14 protein-coding genes are annotated in these 23,935 nt (G+C 58.6%); 8 read left to right on the top strand and 6 right to left on the bottom strand.

Going from position 1 to position 23,935, the window contains the following annotated elements:
- Positions 1–433: 433 nt before the first annotated feature.
- Positions 434–1,405, bottom strand: a complete 972-nt coding sequence (locus K334_RS13990; RefSeq protein ID WP_248623522.1) for an IS110 family RNA-guided transposase — start codon at positions 1,403–1,405, stop codon at positions 434–436.
- 912 nt (positions 1,406–2,317) lie between these two features.
- Here K334_RS13990 and K334_RS0111765 point away from each other — a divergent pair.
- The 8 genes from K334_RS0111765 to K334_RS0111730 all read left to right on the top strand — a co-directional run bounded on the left by K334_RS0111765 (position 2,318) and on the right by K334_RS0111730 (position 13,809).
- Complete coding sequence (locus tag K334_RS0111765; protein WP_021590778.1) at positions 2,318–2,908, top strand: RNA polymerase sigma-70 factor; 591 nt, start codon at positions 2,318–2,320, stop codon at positions 2,906–2,908.
- A 130-nt stretch (positions 2,909–3,038) separates the two neighbouring features.
- Entirely contained in the window at positions 3,039–4,055 is a 1,017-nt protein-coding gene (locus K334_RS0111760) for a FecR family protein (protein ID WP_051218757.1), read from the top strand.
- A gap of 204 nt (positions 4,056–4,259) precedes the next feature.
- The gene (locus K334_RS0111755) at positions 4,260–7,583 is read left to right on the top strand and encodes a SusC/RagA family TonB-linked outer membrane protein (protein ID WP_025882224.1); all 3,324 of its coding nucleotides are present in this window, start codon (positions 4,260–4,262) and stop codon (positions 7,581–7,583) included.
- Positions 7,584–7,592: 9 nt separating this feature from the next.
- Positions 7,593–9,152 (top strand): RagB/SusD family nutrient uptake outer membrane protein, encoded by a 1,560-nt coding sequence (locus K334_RS0111750; RefSeq protein WP_021590844.1) that lies wholly within the window; start codon positions 7,593–7,595, stop codon positions 9,150–9,152.
- 60 nt (positions 9,153–9,212) lie between these two features.
- Positions 9,213–10,250: a glycoside hydrolase family 18 gene (locus K334_RS0111745; RefSeq protein WP_027445010.1), complete on the top strand. Its 1,038-nt coding sequence runs from the start codon at positions 9,213–9,215 to the stop codon at positions 10,248–10,250.
- Between the two features lie 5 nt (positions 10,251–10,255).
- Positions 10,256–11,404, top strand: a complete 1,149-nt coding sequence (locus tag K334_RS0111740) for a DUF1735 and LamG domain-containing protein (RefSeq protein ID WP_025882227.1) — start codon at positions 10,256–10,258, stop codon at positions 11,402–11,404.
- Positions 11,405–11,431: 27 nt separating this feature from the next.
- The gene (locus K334_RS0111735; protein WP_025882228.1) at positions 11,432–12,790 is read left to right on the top strand and encodes a BT_3987 domain-containing protein; all 1,359 of its coding nucleotides are present in this window, start codon (positions 11,432–11,434) and stop codon (positions 12,788–12,790) included.
- Between the two features lie 20 nt (positions 12,791–12,810).
- On the top strand, positions 12,811–13,809 hold the full coding sequence (locus K334_RS0111730; RefSeq protein WP_025882230.1) for a hypothetical protein: 999 nt from the start codon (positions 12,811–12,813) through the stop codon (positions 13,807–13,809).
- 159 nt (positions 13,810–13,968) lie between these two features.
- Here K334_RS0111730 and K334_RS0111725 read toward each other — a convergent pair whose 3' ends face one another.
- The 5 genes from K334_RS0111725 to K334_RS0111705 form a co-directional block, all read right to left on the bottom strand.
- A complete protein-coding gene (locus K334_RS0111725; protein ID WP_051218756.1) occupies positions 13,969–16,425 on the bottom strand; it encodes a glycoside hydrolase family 2 TIM barrel-domain containing protein in 2,457 nt (818 codons plus the stop codon).
- 67 nt (positions 16,426–16,492) lie between these two features.
- The gene (locus K334_RS0111720) at positions 16,493–17,539 is read right to left on the bottom strand and encodes a glycoside hydrolase family 53 protein (protein ID WP_248623521.1); all 1,047 of its coding nucleotides are present in this window, start codon (positions 17,537–17,539) and stop codon (positions 16,493–16,495) included.
- Between the two features lie 8 nt (positions 17,540–17,547).
- Entirely contained in the window at positions 17,548–19,242 is a 1,695-nt protein-coding gene (locus tag K334_RS0111715) for a DUF5114 domain-containing protein (protein WP_027445008.1), read from the bottom strand.
- Positions 19,243–19,256: 14 nt separating this feature from the next.
- Complete coding sequence (locus K334_RS0111710) at positions 19,257–20,861, bottom strand: RagB/SusD family nutrient uptake outer membrane protein (RefSeq protein WP_051218754.1); 1,605 nt, start codon at positions 20,859–20,861, stop codon at positions 19,257–19,259.
- A 41-nt stretch (positions 20,862–20,902) separates the two neighbouring features.
- Positions 20,903–23,881 (bottom strand): SusC/RagA family TonB-linked outer membrane protein, encoded by a 2,979-nt coding sequence (locus K334_RS0111705; RefSeq protein WP_027445006.1) that lies wholly within the window; start codon positions 23,879–23,881, stop codon positions 20,903–20,905.
- Positions 23,882–23,935 lie beyond the last annotated feature (54 nt).

Genomic DNA, 23,935 nt, shown 5'->3' with positions numbered 1-23,935 from the left:
TCTTCTATGTTGCTATCCAAATAATTGGAAAATATTTGTTATTTATTAACTATTTATTTATCAATCACTTATCGTGAAGTTCCTAAGTACGATGACTTTAGAAGAAGCACCAGCCACCAGCCCGACATGGAAACGCCGGGTACGGAATGACCACGAACAACATACCTATCAGACAAACTTCTATGAGTTGACACGGACGTATCCGCCCAACAATTTACTTCTTCAGAATTATAGGTAAAACGCAACAGTCTTATCGGAGATGACACCCGAAGGTCCATCAACTATGTCAAGGAGTCGTTTTATGAAGTTGTCCGAATGTCTGTATGTTATTCTTTATCCCATCTGTATGGCTTATATTTCCTGCCGTTCTTGAGTACCGAGAAAATGATGTTGGACATCTTTCTTGCAATTTTGACTATGGCCTCCTGCGGTTTCATGGACTGCTTGTACTGGCGTAGGCCAGTCCCAGTCCGTAATCTCTGTAGACGGCTATCCATGCAGCCTCTATGACCATCGGTCCGAGAAGCTTGTTGCCACGGAAGGTCTTTTCTCCGCTTGAGGTCCTCTCGCCACTGTTATGACAGGTAGGTATCAGCCCCAGATAACTGGCGAACCGATTCTCGTTGCGGAATCTCTTCACATCGTAGATTTCTGTCAGTATGCACATGGCTACACTTACGCCTATGCCGGGTATCGACATCAGAAGCTCGTAATTGAGCCTGTACCTGTCCGTCCGTGCAAGTCTGCGTATGGCTCTTGTCGCATCCAAAAGCGTCTGGCGTATCGTCTCCACCTGCTTGACGAGCAAGTCCAATGACAGCCTTGGGGGAGAGAGCAGCACGACATTCTCCTTGAGCCATTTGATGAAGGCCCTTGACCAGTGTGTCCCCGGGCTTGCGAACCGCTCGGGCATCTCCACGCCATTGCAGTGCAGCAGGTGCTTCACCCTTGATTTGTAGCCCGACAGCTGGTTCTGTATGGTCTTCCTGATGCGGATGACCGACCTGTCGTCGATGTTCTCCCTTTCACGGATATAGATGGGACGGATGTCCCCGGCGCGCAAGGAGCGGGCAAGCTTGGCCGCATCCACCTTGTCTGTCTTCATCACCTCCTCGTACTGGGTGGTCGGAACGTCCGCGGCATGGGTCACCACGCAGTCGATGCCGTACTCCTTGAGGGCGTAGTATGTGGCAAAGCCACTGAAGCCAGACTCGTACACGGCGTGGTACTCACCATCAGGGAAATGCTTCTTCAAAAAGTCAAAGAGCGTCTTTGCGGAGGCTTGCTGCGGGTGCCTCTCTCTGTAACCCGACTCGGTCAGCACACAGACCTCCCAAGTTTTTGCGTGGACATCAATTCCTATGTAAATCTTTTGTCCCTTGAAGGAAATTTTGTTTCTTTGCATATCGGTACGGTTCTAATTGTTTGTCATTTGTCGTTTGCACTACAAATATACAATCCAATTATTATCGTACCAACTCTTTCCTTGCAGACTATGAAAAACACCGCGGAGGCTTGCCATGCGGCCGGAGGCGCGAAGCCTCCGAAGAGCGATGTCTAACTCGTCGCAATACGTTAGCCTTTGCAAACATAGTAACTTGTTGCTTGTTCTTTCGACAAAAGTAAGCATAAAAAATGAGAAATGTGAAATGTGAAGTGTGAAATGGGATAATGGGGAATGAGAAGTGTGGAGTGTTTGGAATGTGGAATGAGAAGTGTGGAGTGAGAAATGTGAAGCGTGGAGTGTGAAATGGGCTAATGTGGAATGTGAAACGTTGAACTCAAACCGGCCATTGGCCAAAGGTCAAGCCGCATTGCGCATGCTATCGCCTGTACTCCGCACACTACTGCTTGTATTCCACCTGCTACCGCCTTGGCGGTTGGTCTTTTTAGAGCAGGGGTGCGAGCGAAGCGAGCTACCCTGTCTGACACATAGCATAGATATCTAGCCGAAGGCCTTGGTCTTTTCACGTTTGTGGGGGATGTTGTCGGGCTTGACGGAGGCAGTTGTCCGGCTTGCCATTGGGCCTTGGAGCATGCCGAGAGCACGAAGCCACACTCCTCATCCCACAATTCAACACTTCCCACTTCACATTCCTCATTCAACACTTCACATTCCCCATTCAACACTTCACATTTCTCACTCCACACTTCTCATTCCACATTCCAAACACTCCACACTTCACACTTCTCACTTCTTTCAAACCAAGGATTTTGCCGCAGAAAAGTTTTTTTTCTAATTTTGCACATTGCATTCTGCCGTCCGGCGAGCCGACGAAGCCTGCCGACCGAGCGGCCTGTATATATATAAATAGGTATGGAACTGACGGAATCCTTGATCATCCAGAATCTGAAAGAGGGCAACGGAAACGCCTACAAGTATGTTTTCGACGCCCACTATGAGGTGTTGTGCGCCGTGGCCGCCCGCTATCTGCACGACGACTTCATGGCCGAGAGCGTGGTGGGCGACGTGATTTTCCACCTTTGGGAGACGCGCGAGCACATCGACATCCACACTTCGCTCCGCCAATATCTCGTCAGGAGCGTGCGCAACCGCTGCCTCGACCATCTGAAGTCGCGCCACGAACGCCACGAACGCACGCTGTCGACTCTGCCCGAGGCCGACCGCCTGGAGGTGGCGGCCGACGACCGCAGCCATCCGCTGGGCCATCTGCTGGAGAAAGAACTGGAACAGGCCGTGGGCGAGGCCGTCGAACGGTTGCCCGAAGACTGCCGCCGCGTCTTCAAGATGAGCCGTTTCGACGGCAAGAAGAATGCCGAAATCGCCCAAGAGCTGGGCATTTCGGTCAACACCGTGAAGTATCACATCAAGAACGCCTTGCGACTGTTGCAGCAACAGCTGGGCAAGTATTTTGTTTTCCTGCTGCTGACAGGTTTTGCCCAATAAGTCCGACAGGCCCGACAAGTCTGCCGGGAATGGCCTTTTTCTTGGTTTTCTTCTGCCCGTCGGGCAAAAAAAACTGTTTTTCCACTACCCCCTTGTCTTTTTTTATCGTCTCACCAATAACTAACCCACAATGATGACCGAATCCAACAGCCACATCGACGACCTCATCGTCCGCTTTTTCACCGACGACCTCACTGCCTCCGAACGTCTCGAACTCGACGCCTGGAAGGCCGAAAGCCCCGACAACCGTGGCCATTTCGGGCAGTTGGAGGAGATATGGTTCTCCGTCGCCGCGTCCGACGCAGGCCGGAGATTCCACAAGGAGCGGGCCTACGACAGGTTTCAGCAGCGCGTGGCCGAAGCCCTGGCGGCCCGGCAGCCGCGCCGTCGCCGCTGGGCGAGCCTGTTGAAGTATGCCGCCGTGGCCGTGTTGACGGTGGGGCTGTTCTCCTACCTGTCCTACATCACGGGCCGACAGGGCCTGCTCGGCGCCCTTGCCGACATCCGGGTGGAGGCTCCGCTCGGCTCCACTACCAGGATGCTGCTGCCCGACGGCACGCGGGTGTGGCTCAACGCCGGTTCGACGGTGCGCTATTCGCAGGGCTTCGGCGTGAAGAACCGCGAGGTGAAGCTCACCGGTGAAGGCTATTTCGAGGTGACGAAGAACGAGCAACTGCCCTTCACGGTGGCCTCCGGCAACATCAGTGTGCGCGTGCTCGGCACCAAGTTCAACTTCCGTGACTATGCCACTGACGAAGAAGCCGTGGTCGACCTGGCCGAAGGCAGCGTGGCCTTCGACGTCGCGGGTCGCTCCGACCGCCGCTACCAGCTGCGTCCCAACCAGCGGGCCGTCTTCTCCAAGACCTCCCGCCGCGTGTATATCGGCGACTGCGTGGCCACCAACGCCAGCCAGTGGACCGACGGCACCATCGTGCTCGACGGCAAGTCGATGAAGGACATCGCCCTGCAACTGTCGCGAAGCTACAACGCCGACGTGGAAATCAAGAGCCGACGGGCTGCCGCCATGCACTTCTACGGCACCTTCGCCCGCCGTTCGCAAAGCCTGAAAGACGTGCTCGACGCCCTCGCCTCCACCGGAAAGATACGCTATCGCATGGTGGACGAACGCAGCGCGGTCGTCTATTGAACCGAAACGACAATCCAACCTGAATATGAAAACCCCTAAAAACAACGACAACCTATGAACAGTGAATAACCAAAAACCGCCTCGATTCCCCTGGAAAATATAACGATCGACACCCGAAAACGTCCCGCGCAAGGCGGCCCCGACGGGCCGTGGGACTGAAACCGACTTGTTTTTATCTATTAACCCATAAATTTATAAAACTGAATGAATAGCAAGAGAAAAGGTCTTTTCGTGACTGCATTCCTGTTATGTCTCAACCTGAGCATGGCCGCTCAGAGCGTTTCGCTCCAGATGAAGGGCGTGACGGTGAAGAAAGCCATGAGCGAGTTGAGGCAGAAAAGCGGATATTCGTTCGTGTTCGAAGCCGGCGACCTCGACATGCAGAAGGTCGTCAGCGTGAACGCGAAGAATGTCAGACAAGCCATCGACCAGATTCTGCACGGGCAGAACCTGTCTTATGAAATCAAAGGGAAGAACATCATCGTCTCCAAGTCTTTATCGCAAAACACACAACGGCCGCAGACCGCGGACGAAAAGAAGAAGGTCGGCGGCGTCATCCGTGACGAAAACGGCGATCCTGTCATTGGCGCCACCGTGCGGCAGAAGGGCGCCCAGGGCGGTGCCATCACCGACTTGGACGGTCGTTTCACGCTGATGGTGGACGAAGGCTCCGAACTGGAGATCTCCTACATCGGCTACAACACCAAGACCGTGCGCGTGGGACGGCACAACACCTACGACATCAGCCTCTCGGCGGGCAACGCCAAGGAACTGAACGAGGTGGTGGTGACGGCCCTCGGTATCAAGCGCGAGCAGAAGGCGCTGAGCTACAACGTGCAGCAGGTGGGCGGCGACGCGCTGGCGGCCAACAAGGACGCCAACTTCATCAACTCGCTTAGTGGCAAGGTGGCCGGCGTGAACATCAATGCCAGCTCCTCCGGCGCGGGCGGCGCTTCGAAAGTGGTGATGCGCGGTACGCGAAGCATCGAGCAGTCGAGCAACGTGCTCTACGTCATCGACGGCGTTCCGATGTTCAATCTCGGTGGTGGCGGCGACTCCGCGTTCGGCTCCAACGGCACGACCGAGGCCATTGCCGACATCAACCCCGAAGACATTGAGTCCATGTCGGTGCTGACGGGCGCGGCCGCCGCGGCCCTCTATGGCAACCGGGCGTCGAACGGCGCCATCGTCATCACCACGAAGAAGGGCAAGACGGGCCACACCGAGTTCACCGTAAGCCAGAGCACGGAATTCTCCAACGCCTTCAGGCTGCCCGAATTTCAGAATCGTTACGGCACGGGCAGCAGTCTGCGCGAGGCCGGTGCCGACAGTTACAGCTGGGGACGCAGGCTCAACGACGCCAACTACATGGGCTACGACCCGAAGAAAGACTATCTGAAGACCGGCGTCATGACCACCGAGACCTTCTCTCTGTCGACCGGTTCGGAGAAGAACCAGACCTATTTCTCGGCCAGCGCACTCAACTCGGGCGGTATCATTCCCAACAACCGCTACAATCGCTACAACTTCACGTTCCGCAACACGTCGAGCATGCTCGGCGACAGGCTTCTCCTGGACGTGGGAGCCAGCTATGTCATCCAGAACGACCGCAACATGACCAACCAGGGCGTGTATGCCAACCCGCTGGTGTCGGCCTATCTCTATCCACGAGGCAACGACTACAACGACATGGCCATGTTCGAGCACTTCGACACCACGCGAAACATCTACACGCAGAACTGGAACAACCTGCTCAGCGAGTTCGTCGGACAGAATCCCTATTGGATAAACTACCGCAACCTGCGCACGAACAAGAAGTACAGATACATGATGAACGCGGGTGTCACCTACAAGATCACCGACTGGTTGAACGTGGTGGGTCGCATACGGATCGACAATGCCACGAACACTTACCAGAAGAAATACTTCGCAAGCACCAATACGACCATTGCGGGAGTCAACGGTCAGTATGCCAAAGTCAAGACAGATGACAAGCAGGCCTATGGCGATTTCATGCTGAACGTCAACAAACGCTTCCTGCAAGACAGGCTTTCGCTCGTCGCCAACATGGGTGGTTCGCTCTCAGACATCAAGCAAGACCAGACCGGCGTCGACGGACCGATTGCCGACAACTTGATTCCCAACGTCTTCAACGAATACCAGATCGACGTGAACCGTGAGGCCCGTCAGCCCGGCGGCTACCATGAGCAGACCAAGTCGCTCTTCGCCAGCGTCGAACTGGGCTGGGCCAGCCAGTACTATCTCACCGTGACGGGCCGCAACGACTGGCCTTCCATGCTGGCAGGACCCCACTCCAACAAGCGTTCCTTCTTCTATCCTTCCGTCGGCGGCTCGTGGATTGTCTCCGAAACGCTGAAGTTGCCCAAGGCCATCGACTATCTGAAGGTGCGCGGTTCGTTCGCTTCGGTGGGCATTCCGTTCCTCCGCAACATCGCCAACCCCAAGTACGAGTGGGACAACAACACCAAGCAGTGGAAGAGCCAGACCATCTATCCCATCTACGACCTGAAGCCCGAGACCACCAATTCGTGGGAAGTGGGCTTGCAGGCACGCTTCTTCAAGCACTTCAACCTCGACGTGACACTCTATTGGACGAAGACTTTCAACCAGACTTTCAACCCCGACATCTCCGTGTCTTCGGGCTACTCCGCGCTCTATATACAGACGGGTAACGTCTCGAACAACGGTATCGAGCTGGCATTGGGCTACAGCAACAACTGGGGAGGCTTCGGATGGTCGAGCAGCTATACGCTCAGTTCCAACCGCAACCGCATCAACGAGCTGGTGCGCAACTATGTTCACCCCGAGACCGGGGCCGTCATCAACAAGGATCGCCTGGATGTGGGCGGCTTGGGCAACGCCCATTTCATCCTGAAGGAAGGCGGCACGCTGGGCGACCTCTACTCCTTGACCGACGTGAAGCGCGACGACAAGGGCCGCATCTATGTCGACAAGGACGGCAAAGTGTATCGCAACAACAACGTCGGCGACGTGAAGCTGGGCTCGGTGTTCCCCAAGGCCAACATGGCTTGGCGCAACGAGTTCTCCTACAAGGGCTTCAATCTCGGCGTGATGGTCAGCGCCCGCTTCGGCGGTATCGTCTATTCGGCCACGCAGGCGGCCCTCGACCTCTACGGAGTGTCGGAAGCCAGCGCCAAGGCACGCGACAACAAGTATGTGAAAGTGAACGGAAACGACTTCCTCACCCCCGAGTCGTGGTACTCGACGATAGGCGCCAGCGACGGCATTCCGCAGTACTACACCTACAGTGCCACCAACGTGCGTCTGCAAGAGGCCAGCATCGGCTACACCTTCAAGAAGAGAAACTTCTTCGGTTTGGGCGACCTGACGCTCTCGTTGACGGGCCGCAACCTGCTGATGTTCTACTGCAAGGCTCCTTTCGACCCCGAGACGACGGCCACCACAGGCAACTACTATCAGGGTATCGACAAGTTCATGACGCCGAGCACACGCAATATCGGTTTCAACATCAAGCTTAAATTCTAAACCAAAGTTATGAAACAGTTAAGAAATATCATATTGTCTACGGTGTCGGCCGGCCTTGTGATGGGCTTCACGGCCTGCACCAACGGTTATGAGGACTACAACCGGAATCCCTATGGCGTGTCGAAGGAGGACATGAAGCGCGACGCCTATTCGCTGGGCGCGGCCATGGTCAACCTCCAGAGCTGGGTCGTCCCGACCGATGTCAATACCAATCAGTTCACCGAATGCCTGTGCGGCGGTTCTTACGGAGGTTATATCTCCGACTCAAATGCCGGTTTTGCCGGTAAAAACTTTGCGCAGTACAGTCCTGAAAACGGCTGGAGCCGCGTGTTGTTCAAGGACTTTCTGCCCAAACTCTTCATCTACTTCAACGAAGTGAAGAGCGCGACCGACGAGCCGGTGCCCCTCGCCGTGGCCCAGGTCGTGAAGGTGGCGGGCATTCATCGCGTCACCGACGCCTACGGACCCATCCCTTATTCGAAGGTGGGACAGAACGGTGAGATCACTGCCGCCTACGACTCGCAGCAGGATGTCTACAAGTTGATGTTCCAACAGCTCGACGAAGCCATCAAGACGCTGACCGCCAACCGCACGCTCAACTTCTCGCCGAAGGCTGACAAGGTGTTTGGAGGCAACGTGGAGAAGTGGATCAAGTTTGCCAACTCGCTGCGGCTGCGTCTGGCCGTGCGCGTATCGAAGGCCGATCCCACCTTGGCACAGCGGGAGGCGGAGGCTTCCGTGAGCAACGAAGTGGGCGTCATGACCGCCAACGACGACAATGCCTTCATGACACTGTCGAACACCAACCCCTTCTACATCATCATGTATGAGTACAACGGCGGCGACTCGCGCATCGGGGCGGACATCACCAGCTACATGAACGGCTACGACGACCCGCGTCGCGACGCCATGTTCACCAAGTCGACATTCGTCGGCAAGACCGACGGCTACCACGGATTGCGCTCCGGTATCGCCATTCCGGGAGCCGAAGTCGCCCACGCCTACAGCAACTACAACGTGAAGACGGACACCAAACTCTTGTGGATGAACGCCGCCGAGGTGGCCTTCCTCCGTGCCGAAGGTGCGCTGAAGGGCTGGAAGATGAACGGAACGGCCGCCGAATTTTACAAGAAGGGCGTCGAACTTTCATTCGAACAGTGGGGCGTGAGCGGTGCCGACAAGTACCTGGCAGACGCCGGCAGCACGCCGTCGCTCTACCAAGACCCCGCCAACATCAACTCCTACGCGGGCCAGACATCCACCATCACCATCGCGTGGAACGACGGCGACACGCCCGAAAAGAAGCTGGAGCGCGTCATCACGCAGAAGTGGCTCGCCATGTTCCCGCTCGGACTCGAAGCGTGGGCCGACTATCGCCGCACAGGTTATCCACGACTCATGCCCGTCAAGGTCAACAACAGCGGCGGCGTGGTGAGCACGGAACGCGGTGCCCGACGCCTGGCATTCCCGCAGGAGGAGCGCACCAACAACCTTGACAACTACAACGCGGCCGTCGGAATGCTCGGAGGAGCCGACAACATGGCCACCGACGTGTGGTGGGCCAAGTGAGTCGAGGGTAGGAAAACGTATCTATCAATCACGATTACCGATTAAAACAGAATAAAAGACATGAAACATATCATCAAGAGTCTCACCTTTTCAACGCTCTGCGCGGCCTCCCTGTTCCTATGCAGCTGCGATACGGACGTGGAACCGGTGGACATCAACCAGCCGGGCATTGAGCAGCAGAACGCCGAACTCTACCAGAACTATCTCACGAAGCTCAAGGCTTACAAGGCAAGTCGCCATAAAATCATGATGGCATGGTTCGACAACGGCCAGGCCGTTCCTTTCTCCCAAGGCCAGCACATCAATGCCGTGCCCGACAGCGTGGACTACGTCGTGCTGACAAAACCGGAGCTGCTCACACCCCAGATGACGCAGGAAATCGAGGAAGTGAGGAGCCGGAAGGGCATGAAAGTGGTGTTCCAAATCAGTTGCGACGACCTCAAGGCGGGCTACGAAGCCGAGAAGAAGGCCTTTGAAGCCGACCCCGCCAACGCCAAGAAGAGCTTCAAGGACTTCAAGAACTTCCTCGTGGACTCGCTCAACACGCAGCTGAAGCTCGTCGACAACTACAACTACGACGGCGTCATCATGGGTTTCAACGCCAAACTCACCCATTATCTGACCGAAAAGGAGAAGGCTGAGGCCGTCGCGCTGGAGAACTTGTTCCTCGGAATCACGAGGGATTGGGCCGAACGGCACAAGAACAAGGAGCTGATCATCATGGGACGGCCGCAGCATGTGGCCGACAAGACGCTGCTGGAGCAGGCCCGTTACATCATCATTCCCACGCAGGCGGAGCGTTCGGTCTATGGAGTTGACTATCTGGTGCGCAAGGCTTTGGCCGAAGGAGTGCCCTCGGACAAGTTCATCGTGCTGGTCAACAACAAGTCGGCGGACGAAACCGACACCAAGACGGGCTACTGGGGCAAGACGCTGGCCATGTTCGGAATGGCCAAGTTCGTAGCTTCCGACCACGTCGGCTACGCTTGTGCAGGCATGGGACTGCTCAACGCCAACGTCGACTACTACAACGCGTCGTTCACCTATCCCAATCTGCGCCGCGTCATCTCGACCATCAATCCAACTGTTAAAGAATAAACGCAATGAAAAAGCTATTCAAATACATGCCGCTCGTGGCCGCCGCCCTTCTCATGACGGCCTGCCAGGACAACGACGAAGCCGACTTCAAGAGCAAGGCGTTCATCGACGGCAAGATATTCACTTCGGAAACGATCATCAAAGGTGAGACGACGCTCGTGAAGTCGCTCACGATTTCGACGCCACGACCGGCCGAGAAGGAACTCAACGCCACCTTCAGCGTGGCCGCCAACCTTGTGGAAACCTACAACCAGGCCTACTATGCCCAGGCCGTCATGCTGCCCGACACCTGCTACAAGGTGCTCCAGGCCGACGTGAAGGTCAACCGGGGAAGCGTCACGAGCAATGAAGCGCAGTTCCAGTTCTTCAAGTTGGCCGGCCTGGACAGGGCCATCACCTACGTACTGCCTGTGACAGTGGACTGTCGGGATATGGAGATGTTGCGGTCGGCGAAGAACTATTACTTCGTGTTCCGTGCCGGAGCACTCATCAATGTGGTGGCCGACATGAGCAAGAACTACCTCACCGTGAAATGGAAAACGCCCGACTTGGTGACCAACATGCGCCAAATCACGATGGAGGCGCTCATCTATCCGCGCGAGTTCGGCAAGCTCATCTCCACCGTAATGGGCATTGAGGGCAACTTCCTGATGCGCATCGGCGACGCCGGTTTCCCCGACAACCAGATCCAGATAGCCACCGGCAGCGGCAATTTCCCCGACGCCGACTCCAACAAAGGCCTGCAGACCAACCGCTGGCAGCACGTGGCCATGACCTACGACGCCGACAAAGAGGAGGTGAAGGTCTACGTCGACGGCCGCCTGCAGTCGCGGGGAACGCTCCGTTGTGGCTCCGTCACCATCAAGGGCAACGGTACCGACCGCGATTTCCTCATCGGCAAGTCGTATGACGACGCACGCTGGTTCGAGGGCAACATGTCCGAGGTGCGCGTTTGGAACGTGGTGCGCACGCAGGAGGAAATCGCCGCCAGCTTCTACAGCGTCGATCCCAAGTCGAAAGGCCTGGTGGGCTACTGGAAGATGGACGACAACACGAGTCCGAACATCGTCAAGGACGCCACCGGAAACGGCAACGACGCCACGGCCAACAATCCGCTTTCGTGGCACAACGTGTCGCTGCCCGAGAAGAAATAACCCTTTAACTCAATCCACATGAAACTTATGAACATCAATAGAATCAAGACGCTGGCGCTCTCGTTGGCAGGTCTGGCCCTCGCGGCTTCCTGTTCGAACGACATCGACGTGCCCGGCGTCGACGAAGGCAACTACAAGGCGGCGGAAAACAACCTCGCCTTCATCACCGACAAATACGGATGCAGCCGTCAGGACTCGCTCATCTTCAACGAGAAAGGCTCCATCGACTTCTATGTCAACCTGTTGCAAGCCGCCACGACGGCCCAGGAATACACGCTGGCATACGACGTCAAGGCGCTCGAAAACTACAACAAAGCCCACAATACGGCCGTCAAGGCCCTGCCGGAGAAGCTCGTCAAGGTGAGCGGGACGGCCAAAGTGGCCGCCGGAGAGGTGAAGTCGTCGAAGGTGACGGTGGACTATACGTCGGCCGACGAACTGGAGAAGAACGGCCTCTACGCCATCCCCGTGAGCGTGAAGGGCGCCGCCCAGACGTCGAAGGACAAGGGTGAGTTCGTACTCTTCGTGCGCGACATCACCAAAATGCCCAACTGCCACAAGGAAGGCGGCCTTCAGGTCATCAGTTGTATGGAGGTGAACGACGCCAACCCGCTGCACAACCTCTGCTATACGTTGAAGGAATCGGGCAAACTGGTCTTCGACCAGGTGATACTCTTCTCGGGAAACATCAACTACAACGTAGAGACGGGTGAGGTGTACAACTACAACAACGAGAACGTTCAGCACCTGCTCGACTATCGGGAGAAGTATCTGAAGCCGTTGCAGCAGAAGGGGATGAAGGTCATCCTCGGCATTCTGGGCAACCACGACCGTGCGGGCGTTGCCAACTTGTCGAAGGAGGGTGCCAAGAAGTTCGCCCAGGAGCTGAAGGCGGTGGTCGAATCCTACGAACTCGATGGCGTCTTCTTCGATGATGAGTATTCCAGTTACGGCACCTATCCCGGATTTGTCACTCCGTCAATCGAAGCTGCATCGCGTCTCTGCTACGAATGCAAGCGTGCCATGCCCGATAAACTCATCGAGGTTTACGTTTACAGCCGCACCGGAAGCTTGTATGAAGTAGACGGACATCAGCCCGGCGAATACATCGACTACGCTATTCAGGACTACGGACAGTATCGTGACTTGGAACGTAATTATTCCGGATTGGCGAAGAAAGGCATGATTCAGGCTTCATCGGAGTTTGCTCAGGGGCGCATCATCTCGTCATGGGAGGCCCAACGCATTAAATCCGAGGGCTACGGCGGCACGATGGTGTTCTCGCTGAACCCACGCAACGGTTATGCTTCACGTCTCAGCACGATCACGGAAGCCTTCTATGGCGAGGCAACGATACGGACAGGCAACTACGCAAAAGATTGGTAACACGCTAAAAATATAAAGAAATGAAAGTAAGATATTTATATTCGGTCATGGTGGCGGCTGTTCTCTCCTTGGGATTTACAGCCTGTAGCGACGATAACGACGCGCCCGAGCCACAGCCGAAACCGAACGAAAGCAGGCCCATCACGCTGGATATGGACACAGTGAAGGTGGGAGTGGGCGAAATGACCACGTTCAATATCACAGCCGGAGGCGGCGATTACAAACTGATTACCGAGAACCCGGAAGTCGCTTCGGCAACGATAGCAGGCAATGCCGTGACGGTCAAGAGCACCGTCAAGGGCAAAACGGGTATTATTATCTCCGACGCGACAGGTAACTATAAGCGTGTCATCGTGCAATCGATGTATTTCAAGATGACGCTCGATAAGGAAGTCGTGAACGTAACCATGAAACTCGGCCACACCAATGGTACTGCTGAGGTGACCGTCATCGGAGGAAACGGCAACTACAAGGCTGTCAGCAGCGACACGAAGATTGCTGAAGTGCAGTCCGTAAAGGGGAATGTGATTACTATCCGGGGCATGGCAAACGGTTCGACAGATGTCACCGTCACCGACATGATGGGACTGACGAAGATCTTTAAGGTGAAGATAGAGACCACCGATATTCCTTTCACCAAGGAAGAAAAGGCTAAAATCATGGAGTCGGCAAGAGACTTTATCAGCTTCGACGACGCCAAATCAGAGAACTATGGTATGATGGGACTGATCAAGGACAACGGCATGAATCTCGCCCGATGGGATTTCTACGGCAATTGTATTAAGTGCTGGTTCAGCGGCGACCTTACGGTGGGCAAGAAGACCAACGGAAAGGTGATGACCGACGACCCGTGGGACGGTGGTCAGAAAGTTTATGACAACGTGGACGTTGAGATAATCAAGGTGTCAGGGTCGCGTGTATGGGGCATTATGTCTCTTGTCAAGGACAACTACCTGCACTATGGCTACTTCTGTCTGCAAAAGTCAGAAGCCGAAGAGAACACTGAAGACGACGACTGATTAGCAGGATAAGGACGGATTGGTCCTATTAAAAAAACAAAAGCTATCCTTTTGCCCGCCAAAAGGATAGCTTTTGCGTTGTAAAAGCTGTGCTTTTAGCCTCTGAAAGTGGCCCTTTTGCATGGTAAAAGGCCAGCTTTTAGAAACCGGATGTGTTTTTTAAGAAGCTTGCAGTTGTACGGTGGCGGCGAGGTTGCGCTGCGGGGCGCGCACCGTCACGTGGATGTCGCCCGCCTGTGTGCTCGCTTTCACGACGAGGACGAGCTGTCCGGCGAAGAGTTTCATCTGCGGGAGGGTGAACGGTTCCAGGCTCGTGGCGTCGCCGTTGCATGCCGCCTTGAAGGCTCCCGCGCCCTCCACGTGGAACGTCAGCGTGTCGTCGGCCGTGGGAACGAGGGTTCCCGCCTCGTCCGCCATCGACACGGTGATGAAGCAGAGGTCGTCGCCGTCGGCATGAATCACCTGTCGGTCGGGTTGCAAAAGCAGGCGGGCGGGGCTTCCGGCCGTGCGTGTCAGCGTGCTGTCGGCGGCCCTTCCAGCGGCGTCGTAGGCCACCACCTTCACCTCTCCAGGCTCGTAATTGACGTCAGTCCACATCAACCGGTAGCGTCGGAGCAAGTCCATGGTCTCCATCTGCCGCTTCTCCGTGGCCTCGTCGGCCGGCGGCAGCGTGTAGGAGGCGTGGCGCAGGCGGCCCCGGCTCTTGCCGTTGACGAAGAGTTCGGCCTCGGGGTAGTCCGTATAGACGAACACCGGCGTCTGTTGTCCCTCACGTCCGGGCCACGTCCAGTGGGGCAAGAGGTGCAAAGTGTGCTTCTGTTTGTTCCACACCGACCGATAGAGCCAGTAGCGATCCTTGGGCAATCCCGCCAAATCGCATATCCCGAAGTAGCTCGACCGGCTGGGCCAATACTCGTCATAGGGTGTCGGTTCGCCCAGATAATCGTAGCCCGTCCAGACAAACTGGCCGATGGTGTAGGGGCGGTCGTCCTGCAACAGGAAGTCGGCGTCGGGCAGATTGCTCCACGGACAGAACTCCGTGTCGTAGCCCGAGCACTGCCCGTCGGCGTAGACGGCGCGGTCCTTGATGGCCACGGGGAACTTGTAGACGCCGCGGGAGGACACCGTCGAGGCCGTTTCCGAGCCCAGGAGAAAGCCTTGTGGCAGGCGTTTCATGCCGTCGGTGTACTTGTAGTCGCGGTAGTTGTAGCCCGGCACGTCCATCACCTGGGCGAAACCGCTGTGCAAGGCCTCGTCGATGCGGTCCATGCCCTGCGTCACGGGGCGTGTGGGGTCGAGCCGGTGGCAGAGGTCCTGTAGCCTTCTGGCCGTCTCGCGGCCCTCTTCGCTCCACTGTTCGGGTATCTCGTTGCCGATGCTCCACATGACGATGCTCGGGTGGTTGCGGTGGTTCAACACCAGGTTCGTGATGTCGCGGTCGGCCCATTCGCCGAAGAAGCGGGCGTAGCCGTTCCTGCATTTGGGGTAGAGCCACATGTCGAAGCTCTCCGCCATGACCATCATGCCCAGCGAGTCGCACACCTCCATCTGCATCGTCGAGGGCATGTTGTGGCTCGTCCGGATGGCGTCGCTGCCCATTTCCTTCATCATCTTGACCTGGCGGATGAGCGCCGCCTTGTTGACGGCCGCGCCGAGTGGCCCCAAGTCGTGGTGAAGGCACACGCCCTTGAACTTCCGGCTCACGCCGTTGAGCATGAAACCGCCCTCACGATTGACCGCCACCGTGCGGATTCCGAAGCGCGTCGTGTGGCTGTCGACGGCCTGTCGACGGCCGTCGGCCTGCCGTATCGTCAGCGTGAGCCTGTAGAGGCTGGGCGACTCGGGACTCCAGGGGCGCGGGCGGGCGACGGTCACCAGCCGGCTTTCGGCCGACCGTCCCGCAGGAGCCTGGAACGAGGCCACCACGCGGCCCTCCGGGTCGGTCACGCGGCCCTCCACGCGCCTGCCCTTCATCGTCCCCACGGCCTGCCAATCAATCTTGACCTGGGCCGCGGTGGGCGTCAGACCGGCCGTGCGCACGAAGACCGACCAGTCGTCGAGCCGCGTGTCGGCCGTCGTGATGAGCTTCACGGGGCGGTAGAGGCCTGCTCCGGGATACCAGCGGCTGCTCTCCTCGCGGTTGTTCAGGCTGACGCTGACCACGTTCTGTCGGCCCCGGCGGTTGAGAAAGGGCGTGATGTCCACCCTGAAGGCATTGTAGCCGTAGGCCCACCGGCCCGCCTCGCGGCCGTTGACATAGACCACCGGCTCGCTCATGGCGCCGTCGAAGCGCAGTTCGGCGTGGCGGCAGTCGGCGGGAACGTCGATGGTGGTGCGGTAGAAGCCGCGTCCTATCCAGGGCAACGCGCCCGAACGGCCGCTCTTCTCGGTGGCCTGCCGCTCGCCGTTCTGCGTGATGGCCACGCGCTGCAAGTCCCACTGCTTGTCGAAAGGCCCGCCGATGGCCCAGTCGTGGGGCACCTCCACAGGTTGCCAGCCCACGCTGTCGCGGCTGAACGACCAGTGGCGCAGGTCGCGTTCGGTTCGGTTCTGCGCCTGCAGCGACGCGGCGGCGCAGGCGAAAGCTAACAAGAGGAATGATTTTCTAATGTTCATGAAGCATGATTTTGGTGAAGTCGGAGAGGAGTGGAGGCCCGGGCGGCGCGCATGCCGCCCTTGCGGGTCACTGTCGGAAGGCGTCGAGGGCCACGGTGGGTCGGCCGTTGTCGAAGCATCCCTTGTTGTAGCCGCCGTTGTAGCCGGCCGGCGCTTCGGGCTCCCAGTAGAAAATGCCCTTCAGCTGGCCCGTGGCCTGGCCGTCGCGCATGATGGCGGCGATGCACTGGCGGCACGCCTCGGCCTCGGTGTAGCCCATTCCTATTTCACAGAGCATGACCGGCTTGCCGTAGGTCTGGTGCAGTTTCACGATGTTTTCCACGCAAGCCTTCGCCATGGACTGCCAGTTGGAAGCCTCGGGATAGAGCGACATGCCGATCATGTCGTACTTGCCGCCATGTTGTTTCAGGTAGTCGAACATGTGGGTGTAGTACGCCAGCCGGTCGCCGCAGTCGATATGCACGATCACCTGCGTATCGGCAAAGACGCTCTTGGCGGCCTCGTAGCCCGCGTTGGTGAGCTGGGCCAGGTTGCTTCCATTGTCGATCTTGCCCAGGGGATAGAGCATTCCGCCGCGCGTCTCGTTGCCGATCTGCACCCATTCCGGCTCTATGCCGTAGGTCTTGAGCAGCGACAGCGTGGCCTTCACGTGGTCGGCCACGGCCGTCTTGAGCCTTTCGATGTCGTAGTCGGCCCACGCGGCGGGCGTCACCTGATGGGCGGGGTCGGCCCAGATGTCGCTGAAGTGGAAGTCGATCATCAGCCGCAGTCCCAGGCGGTGGGCCCGGCGCGCCTTCACGAGCACGTCCTGCATGTTGTTCCAGCCCTCGGCGGGGTTCACCCACACGCGCAGCCGGATGGCATTGACGCCACATTGCTCCTTGAGCAGCGACATGCACTCCTGCGGCTGGCCCTTGGCGTTGTAGAAGACCTGGCCCTCGTGCTCCAGCTGCGTGAGCCAACTGACGTCGGCCCCCTTGGCGAAAGCGCCGCGTTCGACGCGCATGGTGTCGCCGGTGACGACGCTCTTCGGGTTTACTTCCTGCTCGCACGAGGCCATGCCGCTCAGCGCGAGAATGCTGAAAAGAAAGGAAATGATATTTTTTTTCATCATGATGGGTTTTATTTGGTGATGGAATAGGTTGCGTGGCACAGGTCGACCTCGATGGTGAAGGTGGCTCCCGTGAAGCTGTCGTCGAGCGGAATGTTCTTGCCCAGATAGCGGGTGGTGCCGTCGGAGCCGCCGAAGAAGGTGTCCCAGTTGTTGTTGACGACGAACTTGAAGCCCCAGGGCGTGGCTGCCGAAGCCTTGACGACCGCGCGGTAGACGCCCGCCTTGTCGGTGGTCTGCATCTGGATGAGGCTCCAGTCGTCGCCGATTCCCGCCACCTGGACCGACGTGACGGGCGTCGTGGTGTAGCTCAGCTTCTTCAGCGAGGCCGTGATGAGATGCAGCCCGGCCGCCGGTGCCGGCACGTTGTCGTTGCCGTCGAGGGCCAGCGTGCCTGTCGTGGCGTCGCCCGAGGCCAGTCCGTAGCACGGATTCCACACGTCCTTTTCGGGATAAAGCTTGTAGCCCCACTTTGAATTGACGGCGCAGAGGCCGGCATAGTTTAATTCGTCTTCGTTGAAAAGAGTGAGGAAGTTGTCGAAAGTCCACTTCCCCGACACGCCGTCGTCAATGCCCGAGAGGTAGAGACGCTGTGTCGTTTCGGGCTGTTCGGCCCCTCCCGCCTCGGCCGTGCAGGTCCATTGGTAGGGGTCGGACAGGTCGAGCGTGAGCGTGTTGCGGCCCTTCTGCGCGATGGCGACGGTGATGTCGCCGGGCGTGGAGCCGAAGACGAGGCGGTCGTTTTCCTGTCCGAAGGCCACATTTTGCGCGTTGGCCTTGGCTTCGTCGGTGCCGGTGGTGAAGTCGTAGGCCTCTCCCTTGCCGGCAACGCGTATGGTGGCCGTGCCCGCTTGGGCCGCGTCGAAGGCGAGCGTCCAGCGGTTGGCCTTGCGGTTGTAGGCCAGTTGGCCCGTGATGTCGCCGCTGACGTCGAGCGACGATACGTGGAGCGCGCTCCAGCGAGCCTTCCGCGTGTCGACGACGGTGTAGTAGCAGCCTTCAACCCCTGGGTACCAGAAGTTCCATTTGCTGTCTTCGCTGCTCATGGCGAAGGGCGTTCCCGAGACGCCGTCGTTGCCCCAGGTGACTCCACTGCCCTCTTGCAGGTAGTAGTTCCACCACCCTGTGACGCCGAGGAAGCCGCTGTAGACGCCGTCGGCGGCCTTGGAAGCCAGCAACAGGCCCGTGTCCTCCTTCTTGGCGTTGAGCACCACGCCCCTCGTCATGTCGATGGTGTAGGGCGTCACCTGCATGGTGTAGGTGTTGCTGTAGGCCACCGGCATGTTGTCGGCCAGCACCGACCTGACGCGCACGTGGAGCGGAGAGGCCTTGCCGCCCTCCAGGCCGGCGCGTCCGGCGATGGAGTTGAGCTCCTCTCCCGTGTACTGGCGCGACGTTTCGCCCTTGTCGAGCTGCTGGTCGATGGTCTCCGCGAAGTCTTCCGAGCGGGAGAACTGCAGCGTGTTGACCGTGACATAGTCGGGAAGGAGCACCCGGCTGTCGTTCGTCGTCATCTTGCCGTTGTCGTTCCAGTGGAGTGTCAGGGCCAGGGAGGCCTTGTTCTTGGCGGTGAGAACGGCGTCGCCCGAGCCCGAAAGCGTCAGGGCTTCGGCGCCGGAGGTGGCTGTCAGGTCGCCGTCGGCATTGCAGGCGGCGGTCAGCAGGAGCGCCGTCGCCATGAAAAGGATATGTCTGAGTGTTTTCATCTTGCTTCTCTTGTTTAATAGTTGGCATTCTTTAGGTTCGGGTTGGCTGAGAGTTCGGCTGCGGGGATGGGGTAGACGGCGTACTTGTTGTCGATGGAACGTCCGTCGCGCACGCCGCCCTTCCACTGCCACAGATAGCTGCCGCCCGTGAATCGGCCGAAGCGGATGAGGTCGGTGCGGCGCGTGGCTTCCCAATAAAGCTCGCGGCCGCGCTCGTCGAGGATGAAGGGCAGCGTGAGCTGGGCGTCCGTGATGAGGCCCGCGGCGTTGCCGTAGGCGCGCCGCCGCAGCTTGTTGACGCAGTCGAGAGCCTCGACCCGCGTGGCGCCCTGCCCGCCCCGGAGCACCGATTCGGCCAGCATGAGGTAGACATCGGCCAGCCGGAACACCGGATAGTCTATGTCGGCGCCCACTGCTCCCGTGTTGGATGCCGCCTCGCCGGCGTCGTTCAGGTTGGAGAACTTCTCGCCGAAGAAGCCTTGGCTCTGGTCGTCGACGGCCTTGGTGAGCCACTGTGTCTGTCCGTCGGTGTAGAACATGGCCCGTCGGTCGCCATTGTCTTTCAGGTCATTGAACAGGTGTGGCAGTTCGCCGCGCACGCGGAACATCCCCCATCCGTTCGTGAGTCCGTAGGCAGAAGGCGACTGCGAGCTGGAGTTGCCGCACTGTCCGCAGACGATGTAGGTGGTGGCGCCCCATGAAACGGTGTTCACGGCGCTGACCACGAAGGGGAAGATGATTTCGTTGGTGCGCTTGTCGTTGTCAGCATTGAAGAGTTTGGAGTAGTCGTTTTCGAGTGTATAGCCGGCCGCCATGACCTTCTTGCACGCCGCAATGCAGTCGGTGGAGCGGTCGCCGGCCCCATAGGTCGGGGCGTTGAGGTAGAGTTTGGCCAGCAAGGCCCATGCGGCGGCCTTCGAGGCGCGGCCGTATTCGCATTCGGCGGGGGCGAGCAGGCCGTCGTCGGCTATGCTCTTCAGCTCCGTTTCGATGAAGTCGAAGAGCTGCTTGTCGGTGTATGCGGCCGGTGTATAGGCCCCCACGCCCATCGTTTCGTTGACGAACGGGCCCTGACCGAAGAGGTCGAGCACGTAGTAATAGGACAAAGCGCGCAGGAACCGGGCCTCCGCACGGAAAGCCTTGAGCTGCCTTGCCTCGTCGGGCGCGCCCTTCTCGAAGCCCGAGACGGCCGCGTCGGTGGCGTGGCGGAGGAACTCGTTGCACAGCGAGACGGTGTAGTAGGCCCGATAGTAGGTGTCGGCCACCCACGGGTCGTTGGCGTCCCAGGTCATATAGGTGAGGTCTTCCATCTTGTCGCCCGACAGCCAGGTGGCCGCAAGCTCGTCGGTGGGCGCCTCCTGGAGGTTGAAGTAGCCGCGCAGGAAGTCGTAACCGCTGTTGCTGCTCAGGTCGGCGTTGCCGCCACCCTGCTCTTGTCCGGTGATGACGAACGACGCGTAGAGCTTCGCCAGCACCTTCTTGTAGTTCGCCAGCGAGTCGTAGACCTCCTTTTCGGTGGCCTGCGAACTGGTATGGGGCATTTGGTCGAGGTCGCCGGTACAGGCCGTGAGGGTCAGCAGCAGTGCCACGGCGGCATAGAGTCGTATGTTTCTTTTCATTGTTCAGGTCTTTTTAGAATGTTCTTGTAAAGGTATGCCGCTTAGAATTCAAGTCCCAGCGTGATGGAGAAGACACGGGGACGGGGATAGACGGTCATGTCTATGCCGCCGCTGCACTCCGGATCCACACCCGTATAGTTGGTGATGGTGAACACGTTCTGCACCATGGCCGAGGCGTTGAGGCTGAACCACTTGGAGATTCGGCCGAAGTTGTAGGCCAGCTGGATGTTGTCCATCTTCAGGAAGGAGGCGTTTTCGACGTAGTAGTCCGACTCGTGCTGCCGTTTCCGGAAGCCGGTGTCGAGATAGCTGCTGTGCAGTCGGTTGAGCTGGTAGCTGTTGTAGGACATCGTCTCCCAGGCGCCAGTGTTCATCGCCATGCCGTTGTAGAGATAGTTGCCCACGTTGGCGCGCAGCGAGGTGGAAAGCGTCCACTTCCTGTAGTTGAACGACGTGGTGAAGCCGAATATCCAGGTGGGCGCGGGTGAGTGGTAGTGGTACAAGTCGTGGCTGTCCACCGTGCCGTCGCCGTCTAAATCGGCGTAGAGACCTTCGATGGGACGGCCCGTCCGCTCGTCGTATATCTGCTTGTAGACATAGTAGCTGTAGGGCGCGTAGCCCTCGGAGAGCACCTGCACGTAGTGCGATTCGATGGCGCCGGCGGGCGTGTTGGGCGACTGTGTGGCTGCGTTGAGGCGCAGGTTGGTGATCTTCGTGTGCTGGTAGGTGGCGTTGAAGCCGAGGTCCCATGCGAAGTTCTCCGTCCTGAAAGGCGTGGCCTTCAGCGAGAACTCCACGCCGCTGCTGCTGATGTTGCCCACGTTGGTGAGAATCTGCTTGTTGAAATTGGTGCCGGCCGCTACGGGAACGGTGGCCAGGAGGTCTTCGGTCTTGCGGCTGTAGTAGTCTATGGAGCCCGAGAGACGGTCGCCGCGGAAGCCCAGGTCGAGGCCGATGTTGAAGGCGCGGGTGGTCTCCCACTTCAGGTTGGCGTTGTAGGCGGAGGGCCGGTAGGTGGCGATGGGCTTGCCGCCGAACATGTAGTGCGCGCCGCTTTGGCTCAAAGTGTAGAGCGGCAGATGGCCGTAGTTGGCGATACCGTCCTGCTGTCCCGTCACGCCATAGCTGGCGCGGAGCTTCAAGTTGTCCACCACGCGCCGCAGCGGTTCGAAGAACGGCTCCTCATGGATGCGCCATCCCAGCGCCAGCGAGGGGAAAGTGCCCCAGCGGTTGGCCTTCCCGAAACGGGAGGAACCGTCCCGGCGGAGGCTGAAACTCAAGAGATAGCGCGACGCGAAGGAGTAGTTCAGACGCCCGTAGTACGACAGCAGCACGTGACGTTGGTCGTCAGCGGCCGCCGCTGCCTGCTTTTCCTGCGGGTCGGCGTCGTTCAGTTCGAGGTAGGCGGCGTTGGTGTATTTCCAATATTGGTAGTCGTAGCCCACGGTGACGTCGACGTTGCTCTTGATGTTTTCGAAGTATTTGTTGTAGTTGAAGTAGACCGTTGCGAGGCGGTTGGTGTTCTTCTGCGGGCCGTAGTCGTAGTTGCGGCCCTTGGTCAGGTAGTGCTGGTAGGCCGCCGCAGGCACGAAGACGTGGCCTTCGCCCCGCGAATTGTCGAGTCCCAGGGTGACATGGGCGTGGAGTTCGGGCAGGAAGTGGAGGCTGTAGTCGGCATCCAGGCTTCCCACATAGCGCCATACGTCGCTCGTGGAATGGTAGTTTTCGAGCAATCCCAGCGGGTTGGCCGTGGCACCGGTGATGGGCACGCCGTCGGCATCGGCCGCCTCGTCGTATCCAAGGAACGCTTCCTTGCCCGAACGGACGGGCGAGAAGGGGCTGTGGGTGGCCCCGCCCCAGAGCGCGAGCGTGTTGGCGAAGCGGTTGTCGCTGCGCGTGGCCTTGGCGTTGATGACCAGTTTCAGGTGATTGTCGAGCAGCGAGGGCGAGAGCGTGAGGCTTCCCGTGTACCGGGTCACGTTGTCGGTGCGCAGAATGCCGTCCTGGTTGCTGTAGCCGAGCGACAGGCGGTAGGGCAGGAGGCCGCCCAGCTGGCCGGATATACCTATATTATTGTCGGAGCTGAAGGCCTTTCTGTAGATCACGTCGTTCCAATCGGTGTCGACATCGGCGTCGAGCAGCGCCTTCTGGGCGTCCGTCCCCTTCGCGTTCACCAGGTCGTACATCTCTCCGCGGCCCATCATGGCGGGCGTCCGGGTCCTGTACGACATCGCGTTGGTCGTGGAGAAGCTGACGCGGGGGCGGCTCGTTGCGGCCCCTTTCTTGGTCGTGATGAGGATGACGCCATTGGAAGCGCGCGATCCGTAGATGGCGGTGGAGGCCGCATCCTTGAGGATTGTCATGTTCTCGATGTCGTTCGGATTGATCAGCGACAGGAAGTTGCCGCTGCCACTGACGCTCGCGCCCACCTCCATGGGCACGCCGTCGAGCACGATGAGCGGGTCGTTGCTGGCATTGAGCGAAGCTCCGCCGCGGATGCGGATGGTGCTTCCGGCCGACGGAGAGCCGCCGCCGCTGACGATCTGCACGCCGCTCACCTTGCCGTTGATGAGTTGTTCGGGCGAATTGACCACGCCTTGGTTGAAGTCCTTGCTGCTCACGTTGCTCACCGAGCCCGTGAGGTCGCTCTTGCGCTGCACGCCATAGCCGATGACGACCACCTCGCCGAGCGCGCGTTGGGCCGATTCGAGCTTCACGTCGAGGCGCGTTCCCGCGATGGCGACAGTCTTGGGCGCGTAGCCCACATAACTGAAAGTGAGCCTGCGGGTGGCTTCGGGCACGACAATCTTGAAGCTTCCGTTGAAGTCGGTCACGGCTCCTGCGCCGTTGCCGCCTGCCGATACGGTCGCGCCGATGAGCGGTTCACCGTCCGAAGCGTCAGTCACCGTTCCCGTGATGGTCTTGTTTTGCGCGGCCGCCGACAGCGAAAAGACCGCCAGCAGGGCCACGAGAGGCCGTAGAAACCTCGTTCGGGATAGATTCTTTAAGTTGGTTTTCATTTGTTGAAAGGTATTTGGATTTGATAGTTGGTTGGATTTCCGGGGCAAAGATAC

Origin of the sequence: Segatella baroniae DSM 16972 = JCM 13447, assembly GCF_000426585.1 — a bacterium.
GTDB classification, from domain to species: Bacteria; Bacteroidota; Bacteroidia; order Bacteroidales; family Bacteroidaceae; genus Prevotella; species Prevotella baroniae.
Note: the sequence above shows the minus strand (reverse complement) of the source record. Positions and strands in the feature narration are given on the sequence as shown.

Coding starts and splice junctions, on each gene's coding strand:
- K334_RS0111710 (WP_051218754.1), bottom strand. CDS start 20,861: ATGAAAAGAAACATACGACTCTATGCCGCCGTGGCACTGCTGCTGACC.
- K334_RS0111730 (WP_025882230.1), top strand. CDS start 12,811: ATGAAAGTAAGATATTTATATTCGGTCATGGTGGCGGCTGTTCTCTCC.
- K334_RS0111715 (WP_027445008.1), bottom strand. CDS start 19,242: ATGAAAACACTCAGACATATCCTTTTCATGGCGACGGCGCTCCTGCTG.
- K334_RS0111750 (WP_021590844.1), top strand. CDS start 7,593: ATGAAACAGTTAAGAAATATCATATTGTCTACGGTGTCGGCCGGCCTT.
- K334_RS0111705 (WP_027445006.1), bottom strand. CDS start 23,881: ATGAAAACCAACTTAAAGAATCTATCCCGAACGAGGTTTCTACGGCCT.
- K334_RS0111755 (WP_025882224.1), top strand. CDS start 4,260: ATGAATAGCAAGAGAAAAGGTCTTTTCGTGACTGCATTCCTGTTATGT.
- K334_RS0111760 (WP_051218757.1), top strand. CDS start 3,039: ATGATGACCGAATCCAACAGCCACATCGACGACCTCATCGTCCGCTTT.
- K334_RS0111740 (WP_025882227.1), top strand. CDS start 10,256: ATGAAAAAGCTATTCAAATACATGCCGCTCGTGGCCGCCGCCCTTCTC.
- K334_RS0111745 (WP_027445010.1), top strand. CDS start 9,213: ATGAAACATATCATCAAGAGTCTCACCTTTTCAACGCTCTGCGCGGCC.
- K334_RS13990 (WP_248623522.1), bottom strand. CDS start 1,405: ATGCAAAGAAACAAAATTTCCTTCAAGGGACAAAAGATTTACATAGGA.
- K334_RS0111725 (WP_051218756.1), bottom strand. CDS start 16,425: ATGAACATTAGAAAATCATTCCTCTTGTTAGCTTTCGCCTGCGCCGCC.
- K334_RS0111735 (WP_025882228.1), top strand. CDS start 11,432: ATGAACATCAATAGAATCAAGACGCTGGCGCTCTCGTTGGCAGGTCTG.
- K334_RS0111765 (WP_021590778.1), top strand. CDS start 2,318: ATGGAACTGACGGAATCCTTGATCATCCAGAATCTGAAAGAGGGCAAC.
- K334_RS0111720 (WP_248623521.1), bottom strand. CDS start 17,539: ATGATGAAAAAAAATATCATTTCCTTTCTTTTCAGCATTCTCGCGCTG.